At 64.7% G+C, this 17,792-nt stretch carries 17 protein-coding genes; 6 read left to right on the top strand and 11 right to left on the bottom strand.

The features are described from left to right. Positions 1-64: 64 nt before the first annotated feature. Positions 65-1,198: a mannose-1-phosphate guanylyltransferase gene (locus M1E07_RS06695; protein WP_461189475.1), complete on the bottom strand. Its 1,134-nt coding sequence runs from the start codon at positions 1,196-1,198 to the stop codon at positions 65-67. Positions 1,199-1,464: 266 nt separating this feature from the next. Here M1E07_RS06695 and sdhC point away from each other — a divergent pair, with 266 nt between their 5' ends. The 6 genes from sdhC to M1E07_RS06665 all read left to right on the top strand — a co-directional run bounded on the left by sdhC (position 1,465) and on the right by M1E07_RS06665 (position 8,385). Next, a complete protein-coding gene (gene sdhC / locus M1E07_RS06690; protein WP_074446982.1) occupies positions 1,465-1,845 on the top strand; it encodes a succinate dehydrogenase, cytochrome b556 subunit in 381 nt (126 codons plus the stop codon). A gap of 3 nt (positions 1,846-1,848) precedes the next feature. Further along, the gene (locus M1E07_RS06685) at positions 1,849-2,310 is read left to right on the top strand and encodes a succinate dehydrogenase hydrophobic membrane anchor subunit (protein WP_050055919.1); all 462 of its coding nucleotides are present in this window, start codon (positions 1,849-1,851) and stop codon (positions 2,308-2,310) included. 108 nt (positions 2,311-2,418) lie between these two features. Continuing rightward, on the top strand, positions 2,419-4,218 hold the full coding sequence (sdhA, locus tag M1E07_RS06680; RefSeq protein ID WP_461189474.1) for a succinate dehydrogenase flavoprotein subunit: 1,800 nt from the start codon (positions 2,419-2,421) through the stop codon (positions 4,216-4,218). Between the two features lies 1 nt (position 4,219). Next, positions 4,220-5,002, top strand: a complete 783-nt coding sequence (locus M1E07_RS06675; protein WP_104043022.1) for a succinate dehydrogenase iron-sulfur subunit — start codon at positions 4,220-4,222, stop codon at positions 5,000-5,002. Positions 5,003-5,156: 154 nt separating this feature from the next. Continuing rightward, on the top strand, positions 5,157-5,927 hold the full coding sequence (locus tag M1E07_RS06670; RefSeq protein ID WP_461189473.1) for an alpha/beta hydrolase family protein: 771 nt from the start codon (positions 5,157-5,159) through the stop codon (positions 5,925-5,927). Positions 5,928-6,171: 244 nt separating this feature from the next. Next, entirely contained in the window at positions 6,172-8,385 is a 2,214-nt protein-coding gene (locus M1E07_RS06665) for a hypothetical protein (protein WP_461189472.1), read from the top strand. A 17-nt stretch (positions 8,386-8,402) separates the two neighbouring features. Here M1E07_RS06665 and M1E07_RS06660 read toward each other — a convergent pair whose 3' ends face one another. The 10 genes from M1E07_RS06660 to glyA form a co-directional block, all read right to left on the bottom strand. Further along, positions 8,403-9,473 carry a YihY/virulence factor BrkB family protein gene (locus M1E07_RS06660; RefSeq protein WP_461189471.1) on the bottom strand — a complete coding sequence of 357 codons (1,071 nt, stop codon included), beginning with the start codon at positions 9,471-9,473 and terminating at the stop codon, positions 8,403-8,405. Positions 9,474-9,510: 37 nt separating this feature from the next. Next, a complete protein-coding gene (locus M1E07_RS06655; protein ID WP_461189470.1) occupies positions 9,511-10,233 on the bottom strand; it encodes a 2'-5' RNA ligase family protein in 723 nt (240 codons plus the stop codon). Between the two features lie 4 nt (positions 10,234-10,237). Then, complete coding sequence (gene trpS, locus M1E07_RS06650; protein WP_461189469.1) at positions 10,238-11,281, bottom strand: tryptophan--tRNA ligase; 1,044 nt, start codon at positions 11,279-11,281, stop codon at positions 10,238-10,240. 20 nt (positions 11,282-11,301) lie between these two features. After that, positions 11,302-12,135, bottom strand: a complete 834-nt coding sequence (locus M1E07_RS06645) for an exodeoxyribonuclease III (RefSeq protein WP_461189468.1) — start codon at positions 12,133-12,135, stop codon at positions 11,302-11,304. Between the two features lie 10 nt (positions 12,136-12,145). Continuing rightward, positions 12,146-12,706, bottom strand: coding sequence for a hypothetical protein (locus tag M1E07_RS06640; protein WP_461189467.1), 561 nt, complete (start codon positions 12,704-12,706; stop codon positions 12,146-12,148). A 62-nt stretch (positions 12,707-12,768) separates the two neighbouring features. Continuing rightward, positions 12,769-13,596: an ABC transporter permease gene (locus M1E07_RS06635; protein ID WP_461189466.1), complete on the bottom strand. Its 828-nt coding sequence runs from the start codon at positions 13,594-13,596 to the stop codon at positions 12,769-12,771. Further along, on the bottom strand, positions 13,593-14,429 hold the full coding sequence (locus M1E07_RS06630; RefSeq protein ID WP_461189465.1) for an ABC transporter permease: 837 nt from the start codon (positions 14,427-14,429) through the stop codon (positions 13,593-13,595). The genes M1E07_RS06635 and M1E07_RS06630 overlap by 4 nt, the downstream gene beginning before the upstream one ends. Further along, on the bottom strand, positions 14,422-15,405 hold the full coding sequence (locus M1E07_RS06625) for an ABC transporter ATP-binding protein (protein WP_461189464.1): 984 nt from the start codon (positions 15,403-15,405) through the stop codon (positions 14,422-14,424). Before M1E07_RS06625 ends, M1E07_RS06630 begins: the two co-directional genes overlap by 8 nt. Before the next feature lie 137 nt (positions 15,406-15,542). After that, the gene (locus tag M1E07_RS06620; protein ID WP_461189463.1) at positions 15,543-16,448 is read right to left on the bottom strand and encodes a bifunctional methylenetetrahydrofolate dehydrogenase/methenyltetrahydrofolate cyclohydrolase; all 906 of its coding nucleotides are present in this window, start codon (positions 16,446-16,448) and stop codon (positions 15,543-15,545) included. Between the two features lie 3 nt (positions 16,449-16,451). Beyond that, on the bottom strand, positions 16,452-17,750 hold the full coding sequence (gene glyA, locus M1E07_RS06615; protein ID WP_461189462.1) for a serine hydroxymethyltransferase: 1,299 nt from the start codon (positions 17,748-17,750) through the stop codon (positions 16,452-16,454). Between the last annotated feature and the right edge of the window lie 42 nt (positions 17,751-17,792).

Genomic DNA, 17,792 nt, shown 5'->3' with positions numbered 1-17,792 from the left:
CTGGAATACGGGCCATCGCGGTCTTCGCGTTACATCCGCGGCCCGCGCCAGCAGAAACGCCGCCTCAGAGAACGTCGGTATCCCCGCTGGCCTTGAGGGCGTCCACCGCCGCCTTGACCCGCTGCGAGTTGGCCATGGTGGTCACCAGCAGCGCATCCGGAGTGTCCACGATGACAACGTCCTGGATCCCGATCAGGGCGATCACGCGCTTGGTGTCGGTGACCACCACGCCGCTGGAGTTCTCGGTGAAGACGCGCGCGCCCTCCCCCAGCACCGTGACGTCGTCCACTTCCCTGGCGCTGTTGAGCCGGCCCACCGACGCAAAGTCACCGACGTCGTCCCAGCGGAAGGAACCCGGCACGACGGCGACGTCCCCGGCTTCGGCGGCAGGTTCGGCAACGGCGTAGTCAATGGCAATCTTGGGCAGCGTGGGCCAGACCCGGGCCGTCACCTCATCGCGGGCGGGAGTGTCCCAGGCACGCGCGATTTCCTGCAGGCCCTGGAACAGCTCGGGCTGGTTGGCTTCAAGGTGCTTGAGCAGCAGCGCAACGGGTGCCACGAACATGCCCGCGTTCCACACGTAGTTGCCGCTGTCCACGTACTGCTGGGCGACTTCCTCGTTCGGCTTTTCGACGAACTCCACCACGTCCTGGGCACTGGGCGCCGCCTCGATGTGCAGGTCCTGCCCGGAACGGATGTAACCGAACCCGGTGGATGGGTGCGTGGGCTTGATGCCGATGGTCACAATCTTGCCGGCGGCGGCAGTGTGGATAGCCTCACGGACTGCCTGCTGGAAAAGGTTGTCCGGGCTGATCACATGGTCTGCAGCGAAGGAACCCATAATGGTGTCCGGATCACGCTCGTGGAGGATGGCAGCGGCAAGGCCGATCGCCGCGCCCGAATCCTTAGGCTCGGACTCCAGCACGAGGTCTGACTCCTGCACTTCCGGGAGCTGCCGGCACACTGCTTCACGGTGCGCCTGCCCCGTCACCACCAGCACGCGGCTTCCGGCGAGCGGGTGCAGCCGGTCGTAGGTGGCGCGCAGCAGCGTGCTGCCCGAGCCGGTGAGATCGTGCAGGAATTTGGGAGCTGCGGCTCGCGACAGGGGCCAGAGGCGGGTCCCCACGCCGCCTGCCGGGATCACCGCGATGAAGCGGTCAAGGGGTGAAACCGGGCTTGTCACTTTGTCTGTACTCATCAAGGCCTACTTTAGCCGACCCGCTACCGGCGGCCCCTTCCGGCTGCCCTCGCCGCAACATAAACCGGCCGGACTGCGCGGGATTGTGGTGTTTGTCTCATTAATCGGCGGATTCCTTGCCGTTACTGGGCACCAAGGAGTTCCTAAATTGAATAAGCTGTTAGCGGAGCCTAGATTTAGGCTCCGAGCTACGAGTGCTCTCGCAGCAGGCGTTCCCCCCGCGTGGATCTCATGCCAGCGCCGCTGTGTTGCAGGGAGGTTTATCAGTGCCGACAAAACCAGCTGGCACCTTGTACCGCGGCCGTGAAGGCATGTGGTCCTGGGTAGGACACCGGATTACCGGTGTAGTGATCTTTTTCTTCTTGTTGGTCCATGTCCTGGACACCTCCTTGGTGCGGGTGTCTCCGGAGGCCTACACCGCGGTGATCGGTGCTTACAAGAACCCCCTGATGGCCCTGGGGGAAACCGGCCTCGTTGCCGCCATCGTTTTCCACGCTTTCAACGGCCTGCGCATCATCGCAGTGGACTTCTGGAAGAAGGGCGCCAAGTACCAGCGCCAGATGCTCTGGGCAGTCCTGGGCCTCTGGCTGGTCACCATGGTCGCCTTCTCCATCCGCCACCTGTCCCTCGCGCTCGGAGGTCACTAAACCATGTCCGCAACCATCGAGAGCCCGCGCAGCGGGCGTATCGCCCCCCAGTACCGCCGCACCGGCGGAAGCCGGGGCAACTTCGAAATGATTGCCTGGCTGTTCATGCGGCTCTCCGGCGTGGTGCTGGTAGTCCTCATCTTCGGCCACCTCTTTGTGAACCTCCTGGTGGGCGAAGGCATCCACGCCATTGACTTCGGCTTCGTTGCCGGCAAGTGGGCCGACCCGTTCTGGCAGTTCTGGGACCTCACCATGCTCTGGCTGGCAATGCTTCACGGCACCAACGGTGTCCGCACCATCATCAATGACTACGCCGAAAAGGATTCAACCCGCCGCTGGCTGAAGACGGTCCTTTACTCGGCCACCGTCGTCATCATCGTGCTGGGCACCCTGGTGATCTTCACCTTCGACCCGTGCCCCGTGGTTGACGGTGTTCCCCTGCCCGGCGGCTTCTGCCCTGCCTAGCATCGGTACTATGCCGGGCCCGCGGGTACAACCGCGGGCCTTGTTTTGCGGAGCGGGCAACGCCCGCCCCTTGTTTTATTGCGAATTTTGAGAGAAAGAGCGTCTGGTATGCAGGTCCATAAGTACGACGTCGTCATCGTCGGTGCCGGTGGCGCTGGCATGCGCGCCGCGATCGAGTCCGGTCAACGCGCCCGCACAGCAGTACTGACCAAGCTCTACCCCACCCGCTCGCACACTGGTGCGGCGCAGGGTGGCATGTGTGCGGCCCTTGCCAACGTCGAGGAAGACAACTGGGAGTGGCACACGTTCGACACCGTCAAGGGCGGCGATTACCTGGTTGACCAGGACGCCGCAGAGGTCATGGCCAAAGAGGCCATCGACGCCGTGCTGGACCTGGAAAAGATGGGCCTGCCGTTCAACCGCACGCCTGAGGGCCGAATTGACCAGCGCCGGTTCGGCGGCCACACCCGCGACCACGGCAAGGCTCCGGTCCGCCGTGCATGCTACGCCGCGGACCGCACCGGTCACATGATCCTGCAGACGCTGTACCAAAACTGCGTCAAGCACAACGTTGAGTTCTACAACGAGTACTACGTCCTGGACCTGCTGACGGTCGAAGAGGACGCAGTCCGCGAAGACGGCACGTCTTACAAGCAGAAGCGCGTTGCCGGTGTGGTCTCCTACGACCTCGCATCAGGCGAGCTCCACGTGTTCCAGGCTAAATCCGTAGTGTTCGCCTCGGGCGGCGCCGGCAAGGTCTTCAAGACCACCTCCAATGCCCACACCCTCACCGGTGACGGCATGGGCATCGCGTTCCGCCGCGGCATCCCCCTCGAGGACATGGAGTTCTTCCAGTTCCACCCGACCGGCCTCGCCGGCCTGGGCATCCTGCTGTCCGAAGCCGCCCGCGGCGAAGGCGCCATCCTGCGCAACTCCGAGGGTGAGCGCTTCATGGAGCGCTACGCCCCCACCATCAAGGACCTGGCGCCCCGCGACATCGTGGCCCGTTCCATGGCCAACGAAGTCCGCGAAGGCCGCGGCTGCGGCCCGAACAAGGACTACGTCCTCCTGGACCTGACCCACCTGGAGCCGGCGCACATCGATGCCAAACTCCCGGACATCACCGAGTTTGCCCGCACCTACCTTGGTGTGGAGCCCTACACGGAACCGGTTCCCGTTTTCCCGACGGCGCACTACGCCATGGGCGGCATCCCCACCAACATCACCACCGAGGTCCTGCAGGACAACGACACCGTGGTCCCCGGCCTCTACGCAGCCGGCGAGGTTGCATGCGTCTCTGTCCACGGTTCCAACCGTTTGGGCACCAACTCGCTGCTGGACATCAACGTGTTCGGCAAGCGCGCCGGTATTGCCGCCGCTGAGTACGCCAAGACGGCTGATTTTGTGGAACTGCCGGAGAACCCGCTGGCGTACACCACCGAACTGCTGGACATTGCCCGCAACGGTGTCGGCGAAGAAAAGGTGGCCGTGATCCGCAAGGAACTGCAGGACACCATGGACGCCAACATGCAGGTTTTCCGCACCGCGGAGACCCTGAACCAGGTGCTGCGGGACATCGCCTCCTTCGAGGAGCGGTACAAGCGCATCAACGTCCAGGACAAGGGCAAGCGCTTCAACCTAGACCTGCTTGAGGCTGTGGAGCTGGGCTTCCTGCTGGAACTGGCCAAGGTGATGACCGTGGCAGCCCTGTACCGCGAGGAATCCCGTGGCGGACACTTCCGCGAGGACTTCCCGGACCGCAACGACGAGAAATTTATGAAGCACTCCATGGCGTACAAGGACGACCACGCCCCGGCGGATGGATCAGCAGAGGCAATTGCCGGCATCCGCCTGGCCACCAAGCCGGTTGTCTTTACCCGCTACGAGCCGATGGTGAGGAAGTACTAAGATGACCGCTGAAACCGCTGAGCCAGCCTCAAAGATTGAACTGCCTGCCGGCGTCGGCGGCGGCGGCGAAATCCCCACGTTCGATGTGCACCTGCGCGTCCGCCGGTACAACCCCGAGGTTTCCGAGGAGGCCACGTGGGATGACTTCCACCTGACCATGTACGGCACGGACCGTGTCCTCGACGCCCTGCACAAGGTGAAGTGGGAAACGGACGGCAGCCTGTCCTTCCGTCGCTCCTGCGCGCATGGCGTCTGCGGTTCCGATGCCATGCGCATCAACGGCCGCAACCGCCTTGCCTGCAAGACGCTCCTGAAGGACCTGGACACGTCCAAGCCCATCACCGTGGAGCCCATTAAGGGCCTGCCGGTTGAGAAGGACCTCATTGTGGACATGGAGCCGTTCTTCCAGTCCTACCGCGAGGTTATGCCGTTCCTGATCAACAAGGGCCACGAACCCACCAAGGAACGCCTTCAGTCCGCCGAGGACCGTGAGCGCTTCGACGACACCACCAAGTGCATCCTCTGCGCCGCCTGCACGTCGTCCTGCCCGGTGTTCTGGACCGACGGCCAGTACTTCGGCCCGGCAGCGATTGTCAATGCGCACCGCTTCATCTTCGATTCGCGCGACGACGCCGGCGACATGCGCCTGGAGATCCTCAACGACAAGGAAGGCGTGTGGCGCTGCCGCACCACCTTCAACTGTTCGGAAGCATGCCCCCGCGGCATCCAGGTGACCCAGGCCATCCAAGAGGTCAAGCAGGCCATTCTTTCCCGCAAGATCTGACAAAGGATCCAGCTAAACGACGGCGCCTTCCCCACGCAAGGGGGAACGGCGCCGTCGTTGTTTCTCCCCACCCGCCCCCTGACCTCGTAAGCTCGGCCAGGGAACCCGGCGGGCGTGGGCCCACAGCCATTCGCACCAAAGGAAAGGGGACGACATGTCCCGCTCTGAAAAAGTCTCCTTTGCCGGTTCCACCGGCGAAATGCTCTCCGGCATCATCGACGTTCCGGATGGACCGGTCAAGGGCTGGGGTGTCTTCTCCCACGGGTTCACGCTGGGGAAGGATGCGCCCTCCGCTTCGCGGATGTGCAAGGCGCTGGCGGACAGCGGCGTGGGAATGCTGCGGTTCGACAACCTGGGCCTGGGCGGCTCGGCCGGCGAGTGGTCCGCCGGTTCCTTCAGCCATAAGGTGGCGGATACGGTGAAGGCGGCGGAGTTCATGCGCAACGAGGGAAAGCAGATTTCCCTCCTGGTGGGGCATTCCTTTGGCGGTGCCGCTGTGTTGGCTGCAGCGCGGGAAATCCCCGAGCTCGACGCCGTCGCTACCGTTGGTGCGCCTTTCTCACCCAAGCACGTGGCGCATGTTTTCGACGCCGCCCTGGACAAAATCCTGAGCGAAGGCAGCGCCGAGGTGGACCTTGGCGGGAAGCGGGTGGAGATCCGTAAGCATTTTGTTGAGGACCTGGAGAACGCCGACCTGACGGACTGCATTAAGCAGCTGCACAAGCCGCTGATGGTGCTGCACTCCCCCACGGACAACACCGTGGGCATCGAGAATGCCAGCACCATCTTCCAGACGGCACGGCATCCCCGGAACTTTGTGTCCCTCGAAGGCAGCGACCATCTCCTGACCGGGAAGGGCCAGGCGGCGCGCGCCGGCCGGATCATCGCTGCCTGGGCCGACCAATACCTCGACGCGGCCCAGTAGCCTGTCGGGCGGCGCCCGCTGACGCCTCTGGGAACTCGCGGACACTGTGGTTTTCGCATCGACATTCGGAATTGAGCGGCCCTGAGCAGCCCAAGGCTTGACAGGGGCTTGAGCCGCCACAAGGATTAACCGCGTCCAGAAAACGCTTTCTTACGTTGCTTCCTTCAGGAGGGCGTGCACAGTGCACAGCCAAACCACCGCTACTCCCCCGGCTCTCCCTTCCCCCGGCGCCGTCCCAGGCGGCATGATCAGGAGGGAAGAACTCGTCCGGCGGCACAATGTCCGCCAGCTGGCCTTTGACCCAGCAAGCCCCGTGTCCGTGGGCAACGGCGAGTTCGCTTTCACCATGGACCTGACCGGGCTTCAATCGCTGCCGGACACCTACCCTGTGGGCTCACGGGACGAACTGCCGCCCGGAACGCTTCTTGGCACGCAGGCCCAATGGGGGTGGCATTCGACTCTCCCGCGGCAACAGTATGACTTGGCCGACTCAACGGTCCTCTACGACTCACCGCGTGGGCCGGTGCCATATGTGGACATGGTGGGCGACATCGTCAACGACCGTGAAACCGATACCTCGCTAGGTGAAACATGGCTGCGTGCCAACCCGCACCGCCTGGATCTGGGACGCATCGGCTTCAGGTTGGCAGAGGCCGGAACAGAACGTGCGCTCACCGAAGCTGATGTCACCGACACCGAACAAACGCTCGACCTGTGGACCGGCCTAGTAACCAGCCGCTTCACACTTGCCGGTCACCCGGTCACCGTCACCACCGCATGCCACCCCCACCGCGGCGAGCTCGGCCTTCGCGTGGAGTCGCCCGCTCTCCATGAGGGTTTGGTGATTGGCATCGATTTTCCCTACGGCTCGGAGGCGTGGCACGATGCGGCCGATTGGAACAGCCCGGACGCCCACACCACCAGCCTCGGCGAACCCACAGGGTCCCAACAGCATTCCGGATCCACCTGCTGGACCGCCAGCCGCGAGTTGGACAACTCCCGCTACCAGGTGCTGATCACGGGACGCCTGCTCAAGGTGGAACAGACCGGGCAGCACCACCTCCGGATAACGCCCGACAACGGCGTCCCGGACCGTCCGGGCGTCCTTGACTGCAGTCTTGCTTTCATCTCGGCCGGCGACGGCGATTGCGTCCCCCGAGGCGACAGGGAGGTAACCCTGCCGGCAGCAAAGCCGGGCAATACCGCATCAGGCCGGTCCGCCGTCGGCCTTTCACAGGGCAACAGCCTCGAGGCCGGCAGCAGCGTGGCCGCCGCCTCGGAGGGGTATTGGCCCCGGTTTTGGTCCTCGGGCGGCGCGATCGAGCTTGATGCGACGGACGATCCGCGAGCCAAGGAACTGGAACGCCGGATTGTTCTCTCGCAGTACCTGACCGCAGTCAACTGTTCAGGCTCCATGACCCCGCAGGAAACAGGACTCGTGTGCAACTCGTGGCGTGGCCGCTTCCACCTCGAAATGCACTGGTGGCACGCCGCGCACTTTGCGCTCTGGAACCGTGTGGACCTCCTGCTGCCATCGTTGCGGTGGTACTCCACTGTGTTGGAGACCTCGCGGCAGACCGCCAGGACACAGGGTTTCGACGGCGTGCGCTGGCCGAAGCAGGTAGGCCCTGACGGAAGGGAAAGCCCCAGCCCCATCGGGACCTTCCTGATCTGGCAGCAGCCGCACCCCATCTACTTGGCCGAACTCGTATACCGCTCCAATCCCAGCCGGGAGGTGCTCGAAGAGTTCGCGGAGATCGTCTTCGAGTCGGCTGCATTTATGGCCAGCTTCGCGCATCCCACAGAGCGCGGATTTGAGCTGGGTCCGCCCTTGATTCCTGCGCAGGAGAGCTATGGCTCCATCCGGGCGTCCGTGACCAATCCCACCTTCGAGTTGGCGTATTGGCAGTGGGCCCTTCGGACTGCAGCCAGCTGGCGGGAACGGCTGGGGCTCGAACCTGTCGGAGCCTGGCGCGCGGTGGCCGATGGCCTGGTAAAGCCATGCGTGACCGATGGCATTTACGCCGCCATCGACGTGGAACCGTTCACCATCAGGACGGACCATCCCTCGATGCTCTGCGCCCTCGGCGTCGTGCCCAAGACAGACCTGATCGACGAGGACATTATGCGGGCAACACTCGCCGATGTCCTTGCTGACTGGGACTGGGGCAGTACCTGGGGCTGGGACTACCCCGTCATGGCAATGACTGCCGCCCGCCTCGACGACCCGGAGGCTGCTGTCAACGCGCTCCTGCTCGACGCCGGGAAGAACACGGTGCTGCCCAACGGACATAACCGCCAAACAGACTCCCTGCCGCTGTACCTGCCCGGTAACGGCGGCCTGCTCGCGGCCGCCGCACTGATGGCGGCGGGGTGGGACAACGGACCGGGCCGGAATGCCCCGGGCTTCCCATCCGACTGGACGGTGAGGTGGGAAGGACTGGTGGCGGCACCGTAGCGTCCGGCCGGCCCGGATTATCGCTGGCTGGGCCGGCCAATTCCTCGACGCCTGCCAGCAGGCGCGGTGCCATTGTCCTTGGGGACGGCGCCCTTCCCCGGCTGGACAGGCACCTTGCCCGGTTGGACCTGGCGGGCTCCCCACATGCCCTTCTCGTGCCCGGATGAATGGTGCTTAAGGTCGGCCTCCCGGACGGCCGCCCAGCCCGCTGCAACGAGGTAGACCTGGCTCACGAGGTTGAACCAGATCAGCAGTCCGATGATGATGGCGAACGGCGCAAGGATCGGGTTCCGGCCTGCCCCGGCCAGCAGTTCCGTGCTGAAGATTTGCAGCGCTGTAGTACCCAGGGCCGCCAGGATGGTGCCCTCCAGCAGGGCCCTGCGGGACAATTTCAGGCCGCCGGCCAACCGGAACATGATCAGTGCCGTAACCCAGCTCAGCACCAGGGGCACCCCGATCTTGATGGACGTGGTCAGCGGGCCGGCCAGGACTTCATCCAGTTGCAGGAACTCCGTGACCCAGCCTGCCGCCGTCCCGAATACCAGGGAAGCGCCGGCGCTGATCACCAGCGCCACACCGAGGAGCAGCAGGGTGCCGGCATCCCGCAGCTTCAGGAGGATGGGGTTGAGCAGCGGCGGCGGCAGTTCCATAACGCCGCGCAGCCCGTCCCGCAAGCTGGCAATCCAACGCAGCGACGTAAAAACAGTCACTGCGGCCGCAATTGCTGCCGTCCAGCCGAGCCCATCCGGGTTCAGCAGGTCCTGCGGGTCAACAAGGCCGCCGCCGCCGTTCACCTTCAGGAGACCGGGCGCGCTTGAGGCCACGCTGCTGATGATCGTTTCCAGCAGCGCGGGCTGCCCCCGCAGCACCAGGCCTGCGACGGAGAACCCGGTAGCGAGCAGGCCTGTGATGGAGAAGAACATGTTGAAGCCGATGCCGGCGCTCATCAGCGGACCATGCTGGAGTGTGTAGTGCCGGAAGGCACGCATGGGACGAAAGGCATTTAGGCGGGCGAGGAGCCACTGGAACGTGGCCATCAGGGTGGCGAACGGGCCGCCGCCGGCCCTGCGCGCCTTGCCCAGCTCCATCCGCTTTTGAATGACGGCGAGCTTCAGGCGGGCCTGCTCAGTGGGAAGTGGCTGTTGTTCCGCTTGCTTCAGCTGCTGTGTCTGAGCTGGCGTCCGCGAATCGGCTGCCGGCGTCGTTGTCAGTTTCGGTACCAAAGTCCAGCTCTTCCCGTAGCTGCCAGATGCCGTCAGCATCATGCTCGTACAGTCCCATGCTAACCACGGGGAAGCTGGCCCTGTAGTTCTTCAGCACCGTTTCGGCTTCATCGAGGCTTTCCGGAGCAACGTCGTGGGCGATGGTCACATGCGGGTGGTAGGCGAAGGGCAGCTCCCGCTGGAGGGGACCCTGCTGGAGCTTTTCGTGCAGGTCAACACAGTCCGTGAAGCCGTCCTCCACATTGATGAACACCACGGGGGAAACCGGACGGAACGTCCCGGTCCCGGCGATGGTGACCATAAAGGGGCTTTGGTTCCGGGCCACCTTCCGGACATGCTCCCGGGTCGCCTCCCAATCCTGCGTGGGAGTGGTGGTGACCAGTGTGATGTGGGCCGGAACCACGCCCGCGAGCGGGTCGCCAAATGAAGCCCGCCAGCGCTGCAGCTCTTCAGCCACCTCCGGCGGAAAGCCCAGGATGACGCCCACACTGACGTCTTCCGTAGGGGGGGCGGTGGAAACCTTCCTGCCGGTGGCCACCGCTGGGTCGCCTTGGGGGTTACCGGACCTTCCCGCCACCTGAGTGGAGCGGGAGCCTTCCCTTGCGGTGACTTTGCTGGATGGCATGGCGCTAGCGGACTCCTGCGAGGGAGAAGGACGGGAGGAAGCCCATGCGCTCGTAAACCTGGCCGAGGGTTACCGAAGCGATTTCGCGGGCACGCTCCGCACCCTGCGCCAGCAACCGGTCCAGTTCCGCGGGGTCATCCATCAGCTCGTTGGTGCGGTCACGCAGCGGCGTGACGAACTCCACCACCACCTCCGCAAGGTCCACCTTCAGGTGGCCATACATCTTGCCCTGGTACTCGGCTTCGAGTTCCGCCACCGACTTACCCGTCAGAGACGAGTAGATGGTCAGCAGATTGGAGACGCCGGGCTTTTCCTCGGAGTCGAACCGGATTTCCGTCCCGGCATCAGTCACTGCGGACTTGATGCGCTTTGCGGCGATCTTGGGATCTTCCAGCAGCTGGATGGCGCCGTTAGGTGACTCACCGGTCTTGGACATCTTGGCGCTGGGGTTTTGGAGGTCGTAGATCTTGGCGCGTTCCTTGACGATGGTGGCCTCCGGAACGGTGAACGTGGCACCGAACCGCGTGTTGAAGCGCTGGGCCAGGTTCCGGGTCAGCTCCAGGTGCTGGCGCTGGTCCTCCCCCACCGGCACCAGGTCCGTCTGGTACAGCAGGATGTCCGCGGCCATGAGCGTGGGGTAGGCGAAGAGTCCCAGGGTGGCGGCGTCGGCGCCGGACTTCTGCGTCTTGTCCTTGAACTGGGTCATGCGGGAAGCTTCACCGAAACCTGTGATGCAGTTCAAGGCCCAAGCCAACTGCGCGTGCTCGGGCACATGCGACTGGACGAAGAAGATGCTCTTGTCCGGGTCGATGCCGGCGGCAATGTACTGGGCAGCCACAATGCGGGTCCGCTTCGCCAGCTCAGAGGGGTCAAAGTCCACGGTGATGGCGTGCAGGTCCGGGATAAAGAAAACGGCGTCGTACTCCGCCTGCATGTCCACCCAGTTGCGGACCGCACCGATGTAGTTGCCCAGGTGCAGTGAGTCTGCGGTGGGCTTGGCGCCGGAGAGGATGCGCTTCTTGGTTGCCGGGGAAGTTTGGCTGGTCATGGGGAGGAAACCTTCGGGGCTCAAAGCTGGTAATCCACTACCAGCGGGGCATGGTCGGAGAAGCGGGTGTCCCACGAGGCCGCCCGGTCCACCACTGCCGAGATGGCGGCGGAAGCGAGTGCGGGGGTGGCCAGGTGGTAGTCAATGCGCCAGCCGGTGTCGTTGTCGAACGCCTTCCCGCGCTGGGACCACCACGTGTAGGGTCCGTCGATTTCGCCGGCCAGCTTGCGGTGGACGTCCTGCCATCCGATCTCCTCGCCGAAGAACCGGTCAAAATAGGCGCGTTCTTCGGGCAGGTGGCCCGCCTTCTTGACGTTGCCCTTCGAGTTCCTGATGTCCAGGGGCGTGTGGGCAACGTTGAGGTCCCCCACCACAAGGGCGTGGTCGCTGTGCTTGGTCAGTTCCGGCAGGCGCGTGCTCATGACGTCAAGGAACCGGAACTTGTCGTCCTGTTTGGGCGTGCCCACCTCACCGGAGTGGACGTAGGCGCTTGCAACCGTGAGCTGGACAGGATGTCCGGCTGCATCGGCGAACCGGAAATCAGCCTCCACCCAGCGGCCCGCGGTAGCGAAATAATCGTCGCCGATGCCGTTCCGCGTTTCGAGCGGTTCTTCGCGGGATGCGATGGCGACGCCGGCGCGGCCCTTGGCTTCAGCCTCCGCGTGCAGGATGTGCCAGTCGTCGCCCAGCAACTGCCGGACGATGGCGTCCGGGGCGCGGACTTCCTGCAGGCAGAGGATGTCCACTTCGCGCGGCTCAAGCCACGCCGCCATGCCGTTCTTGTAAGCGGCCCGAAGGCCGTTGACATTAACGGATGCGATGCGAAGGTGGTCCTTCTTCAATGCCGAGATCACCCGCTCCACTCTAGTCGATGATGGTTCCGGCGACCGGCTCTCCGCTGCCGCCGGAGGACTTGATCATGTCCCTTGCATTCGTGGCTGTGATCTCAATGGTTTCCAGGGCCCGGTTGATAGTGTCCTGGTTGGCGGCCGCACCCTTGGCACGCTCGTCCTCCACCACGCGGATCTGCACCTGGACAATTTTGAAGGAGTGGTCCAGCTTAAGGTCCCGGACCTCCTCGGCCTGGCTGCGCTCGGCAACAACCCGGGTTCCACCCTGGTCGGCGTAAGAGGACGGTCCGCGTCCGGCAGCTGTGGTGAATGCGTTCTGGGCTTCAGTCAGCTTGGCTCCGGCTTTCTTGGCGGCCTTCTGGATGCTGAAGACGACGAAGCATGCGAGGGCAAGCCAGAAGGCGGCGATGACGGCAACAACCCAGCCCACGACGTCGTTCTGGTTGGCCGCAAAGATGACGGCCACCACAAACGCGGTGACGAGGACCATAAGCCCCGGCCCGCTGATGCGGAACATGGAAAATCCGCCCCTGGCGGGTTTGGAGGATGACTTGGAGCTGCCCAGAGATTGCATGCACCCATTCTCTCAAACGCGGGAGTATGCTCCCGCCGCCTTCCACCCCGGGCGAACACCTGCTACTTCAGGAAGAGCTGCCGCAGCCGCACTGTGGTGAGCAGCATTCCGACGGCGGTCATCACCAGGTAGTAGCTAATGTGGACGGGGGTCGCAGCTGTGAAAGTGCCCACGCTGATCTGGCGCAGCAGTTCCACCCCGTGCCATAGCGGCATGGCCTGGATGAGCCACTGAATCGCCTGCGGGTACACGCTCAACGGGTAGAACGTGGCGCTGAAAAGGAACATGGGCAGCATGATGAAGGTGATCCAGTCCATCTGCTGGAAGGTTTTCATGAAGCTGGTGATCGCCATCCCGATGCTGGCGAACCCGAACGCGATCAGCACGGAGGCGGGGATCATCAGCAGCGCCCAGGGAGTGGTGATGAGTCCCATCATCCCCATGACGGCCGTGAAGCCCGTGGCATACAGCATCCCACGCAGGAGGGCCAGGAAAATCTCCCCCAGGGCAATGTCCAGCGGCCCCAGCGACGTGTACAGCATGCCCTGGTACAGCTTCGCGAAGTTCATCTTGAAGAACACGTTCCACGTCGAGTCGTAGACCGCGCCGTTCATCGCCGAGACTGCAAGCAGGGCCGGCGCGATGTAAGCGGCGTAGCTGATCGGAGTGCCGTCCGGCCCCTCCACCGTGCCCACGATCGCTCCCATGCCCACACCCATGGAGACCAGGAACAGGACAGGCTCGAAGAAGCCTGACAGCATGACCAGCCAGTGGCCGCCCATCGTAGCCTTCATGCCGCGCGAAATCACGGCCCTGGCGTTGCGCGAGTACAGCGTGCCGAAGGTCCTGTCCCGCGCCCTGTCCGTGGCGCTCTGGCCGGCGGCGCTCATTGCCCCATCCTTGCCGCGAACCTGCGCTTGGTCAGGATCCAGCCCACCACCGCAAGGCCGGCCAGGACGGCAACGTGGACAAGGGTAAGGAGCGGGGGCTCCGCGTAGCCGTAGCTGACCACCCTGCCCAGTTCCGTGCCGTGCCAGATGGGCGAGATCCAGCCGATCCAGCGGACGGCCAGCGGGAGGGTGTCCAGCGGGAAGAAGGTCCCGGAGAACAGGAACATCGGCATCACGATGAGCCGCATCACCAGCGCGAACTGGCCCCTGTCCTCGGTGATCGATGCGGAATAGGCCATCAGCGGCAGGCCGAAGGACAGGCCGGCAAGGGTCGCCACCAGGATCCCGGCCCACCCCGAGGCCAGCGGAGAGGCGCCAAACAGTGCCACGGCTGCGAAGTAGATGGCTGACTGCACCAACAGCCGCAGAGTCACGGCCATGATGTGGCCGGCCGCGATCTGCTCCGGCGTCAGCGGGGAGGCATGCGGACCGTAGTAGGTGCGGCGCCACTTGAACCCGGCCATCACCGGAAACGTGAACTCATTGGCGGCAGTCATGACTGCCGCGGAGACCAGCAGCGCGGGCGCTATGAAGGCCAGGTAAGTGACACCGCCGAACGCTGCCGTCTCCTGGGCCTCAACCAGGGTGGCCAGGCCAACCCCCATGGCGAAGAGGTACGCCACGGGTTGCCCGACGCTGTACATCAGGATGGACCAACTGTAGTTTTTCATGACCCGGAGCACCTGCTCCGCGTAGTAGAACGCTCCCCAGCGCCGGGCCTTCGCAGCTGCCACCTCCGGGATGTGGGCCCGGTAGGTTCCGCGCTCAGTCAACGAGGCTCCTGCCTGTCAGCCGGAGGAACACGTCTTCCAGGGAGGACCTCCGGACCAGCGACGTCAGCGGCCTCAGGCCGCGGGACGCCACCTGCTCAAGGGCTGACTCGCCGTCGTGCGCGTATATCAGCACCCGGTCCGGCAGGACCTCCAGCCGCGCGCCGATGCCGTCCAGCTCCGCGGAGATGGTGGTGTTCCGTTCGGACCCGAACCGCAGCTCAACCACCTCCCGGGTGGAGTGGTCACGGATCAGCTGCGCCGGGGACCCCTCGGCCATGATCCGGCCCTTGTCCACCACGATGAGCCGGTCGCAGAGCTGCTCGGCCTCATCCATATAGTGCGTGGTCAGGATCAGCGTGACGCCTTGCTCCTTGAGCCGGAACAGCCGGTCCCAGAGGATGTGCCGGGCCTGCGGGTCCAGCCCCGTGGTGGGTTCATCCAGCAGCAGGATCCGCGGCTCGTTGATGAGCGACCGCGCAATGGTCAGGCGCCGCTTCATGCCGCCGGACAGGGCGTCCACCTTGGACTTTGCCTTGTCCGTCAGCTGGGCAAACTCCAGCAGCTCGTCCGCCTTCGGCTTCAGGTAGCTCATGGGCAGGCCGAAGTAGCGGCCGTACACCAGCAGGTTGTCCCGGACGCGGAGTTCCTCGTCCAGGTTGTCCTGCTGCGGCACCACGCCCAGGTGCGCGCGCACTTCCGGCCCATGCGAGTCCGGGTCGAGGCCCATGATGTGGAGGTTTCCGGAAGTGCGGCGGGTGACCCCGCCGATCATCTTCATGGTGGTGGACTTGCCGGCGCCGTTGGGACCCAGCAGGCCGAACGACTCCCCCGCAGGGACGCTGAACGAGATGCCGTCGACGGCGGCAACCCCGCCGTAGGTCTTGGTCAGGTTCTCCGCCGTGATGACGGTGCGGCGGGCTTGAGTGTGGGGTTCCGCGGCTTGCTGGACGGCGCCGGGGGCGGCGTTCGAGGACACGCTGGCTTTGTTGTGCACCCTCCGCAGACTAGTGGAGCTGGCGGGCAGGTGGAAGGGGACTTTCAGTTCCGGCCTTAAAGTACGACGGCGGGCCGCCCTTATGCGCAAGGGCCGCCCGCCGTCGGCGTGCTCAAGAACTACCGGGCAATTTCCGCCTGGCGTTCCGCGGCTTCCACCACGTTGGTCATCAGCAGTGCCACGGTCATGGGGCCGACGCCCCCGGGGTTCGGCGAAATCCAGCCTGCTACCTCGGCCGCTGCGGGCTCGATGTCGCCGTGGACCTTGCTCTTGCCCGTCCCGGGGTCAGTTTCGCGGGTGACACCGACGTCGAGCAGGGCCGCGCCGGGCTTTACGTCCGCAGCCTTGACGATGTGCTTGACGCCGGCGGCACCCACTATGACGTCCGCCTGCCGCAGCAGCTCCGAGAGGTTCTCGGTTCCGGTGTGCGTCAGGGTCACGGTGGCATTCACGGCCCGGCGGGTGAGCAGCAATCCGATCGAGCGGCCGATCGTGACGCCGCGGCCCACCACCACAACATGCTTGCCGGCGAGGCTGTAGCCGTTGCGTTCCAGGAGCTCGATGACGCCGCGGGGCGTGCACGGCAGCGGCGACGTGATTTCGCCGTTGACGTTGAGCACCAGCCGGCCAAGGTTGGTCGGGTGCAGGCCGTCGGCATCCTTGGCGGGGTCGATGCGCTCCAGGATGGCATCGGTGTCCAGGTGTTTGGGCAGGGGAAGCTGCACGATGTACCCGTGGCAGGCGGGGTCCGCATTGAGTTCATCAATGAGGGCCTCAACCTGGGCCTGGGTGGAATCCGCCGGAAGCTCACGCTGGATCGAGTTCATCCCGATTTCCTCGGACTGCTTGTGCTTCATGGACACGTACAGCTGCGAGGCAGGATCCGCGCCTACGAGAACGGTGGCAATACCGGGAGTGACGCCCCGGGCCTTCAGTGCCGTGACACGCTCAGTCAGCTCGGATTTGATGGCTGCAGCCGCTGCCTTGCCGTCGAGGATACGAGCGGTCTTTGTGGTTTCAGTCATGGGTCACCACTGCTCGTGCTGCGGGTACAGCGGGAAGTCGGCGGCGAGCTTGTCCACGCGGGTCTGCAGGGCCTCAACATCGGCGCTGTTGCCGGCCTTCAACGCGGTGGCGATGATTTCGGCCACCTCGGTGAACTCCGTGGCGCCGAAGCCGCGGGTTGCCAGGGCCGGGGTGCCGATGCGCAGGCCGGAGGTGACCATCGGCGGGCGGGGGTCGAACGGAACGGCGTTGCGGTTGACCGTGATGCCTACGGAGTGCAGGAGGTCTTCGGCCTGCTGGCCGTCCAGCTTCGAGTTGCGCAGGTCAACGAGGACCAGGTGCACATCGGTGCCGCCGGTGAGCACGGAGACGCCGGCTTCGGCGACGTCGGCCTGGTTGAGGCGGTCGGCGATGATCTTGGCGCCTTCGAGGACGCGCTCCTGCCGCTCCTTGAATTCCTCGGTGCCGGCGATCTTGAAGGCCACGGCCTTGGCGGCGATGACGTGCATCAGCGGGCCGCCCTGCTGACCCGGGAAGACGTTGGAGTTAAGCTTCTTGGCCCACTCCTGCTTGGCCAGGATCACACCGGAGCGCGGACCGGCGAGGGTCTTGTGCACGGTGGAGGTGACGACGTCGGAGTACGGCACCGGGCTCGGGTGCAGGCCCGCGGCCACCAGTCCGGCGAAGTGCGCCATGTCGGTCCACAGGAGCGCGCCAACCTCATCGGCGATGGAACGGAAGGCGGCGAAGTCCAGGTGGCGCGGGTAGGCGGACCAGCCGGCGATGATGACCTGGGGCTTTTCAGCGATGGCCTGTTCGCGGAGCTTGTCCATATCCACGCGGAAGTTGTCCTGCTCCACCTGGTAGGCAGCCACGTTGTAGAGCTTGCCGGAGAAGTTCAGCTTCATGCCGTGGGTCAGATGGCCGCCGTGGGCCAGGGACAGGCCCAGGATCTTGTCACCGGGGGTGATCATGGCGGACAGGGCGGCGGCGTTGGCCTGGGCACCGGAGTGCGGCTGGACGTTGGCGTACTCGGCGCCGAAGAGGGCCTTGACCCTGTCGATAGCCAGCTGCTCGGCGACGTCAACGTACTCGCAACCGCCGTAGTAGCGGCGGCCCGGGTAACCCTCGGCGTACTTGTTGGTGAGGACGGAACCCTGGGCTTCCATCACGGCGCGGGGGGCGAAGTTTTCGGAGGCAATCATTTCCAGGGTGCCGCGCTGGCGGCCGAGCTCCTGGTCCAGGACTGCGGCGATTTCAGGGTCAAGCTCAGCCAGCGGCTGGTTGCTGACGGCGGTGGTGGAGGTGGCTGTAGTAGTCACGAAGAACTCCTGGCTAGGGATACGGGCACTGCTTAGGTCAGG

Source organism: Arthrobacter sp. Z4-13, from assembly GCF_054792705.1.
The sequence above is the reverse complement of the archived record's forward strand: the minus strand, read 5'-3'. Positions and strand labels throughout refer to the sequence as shown.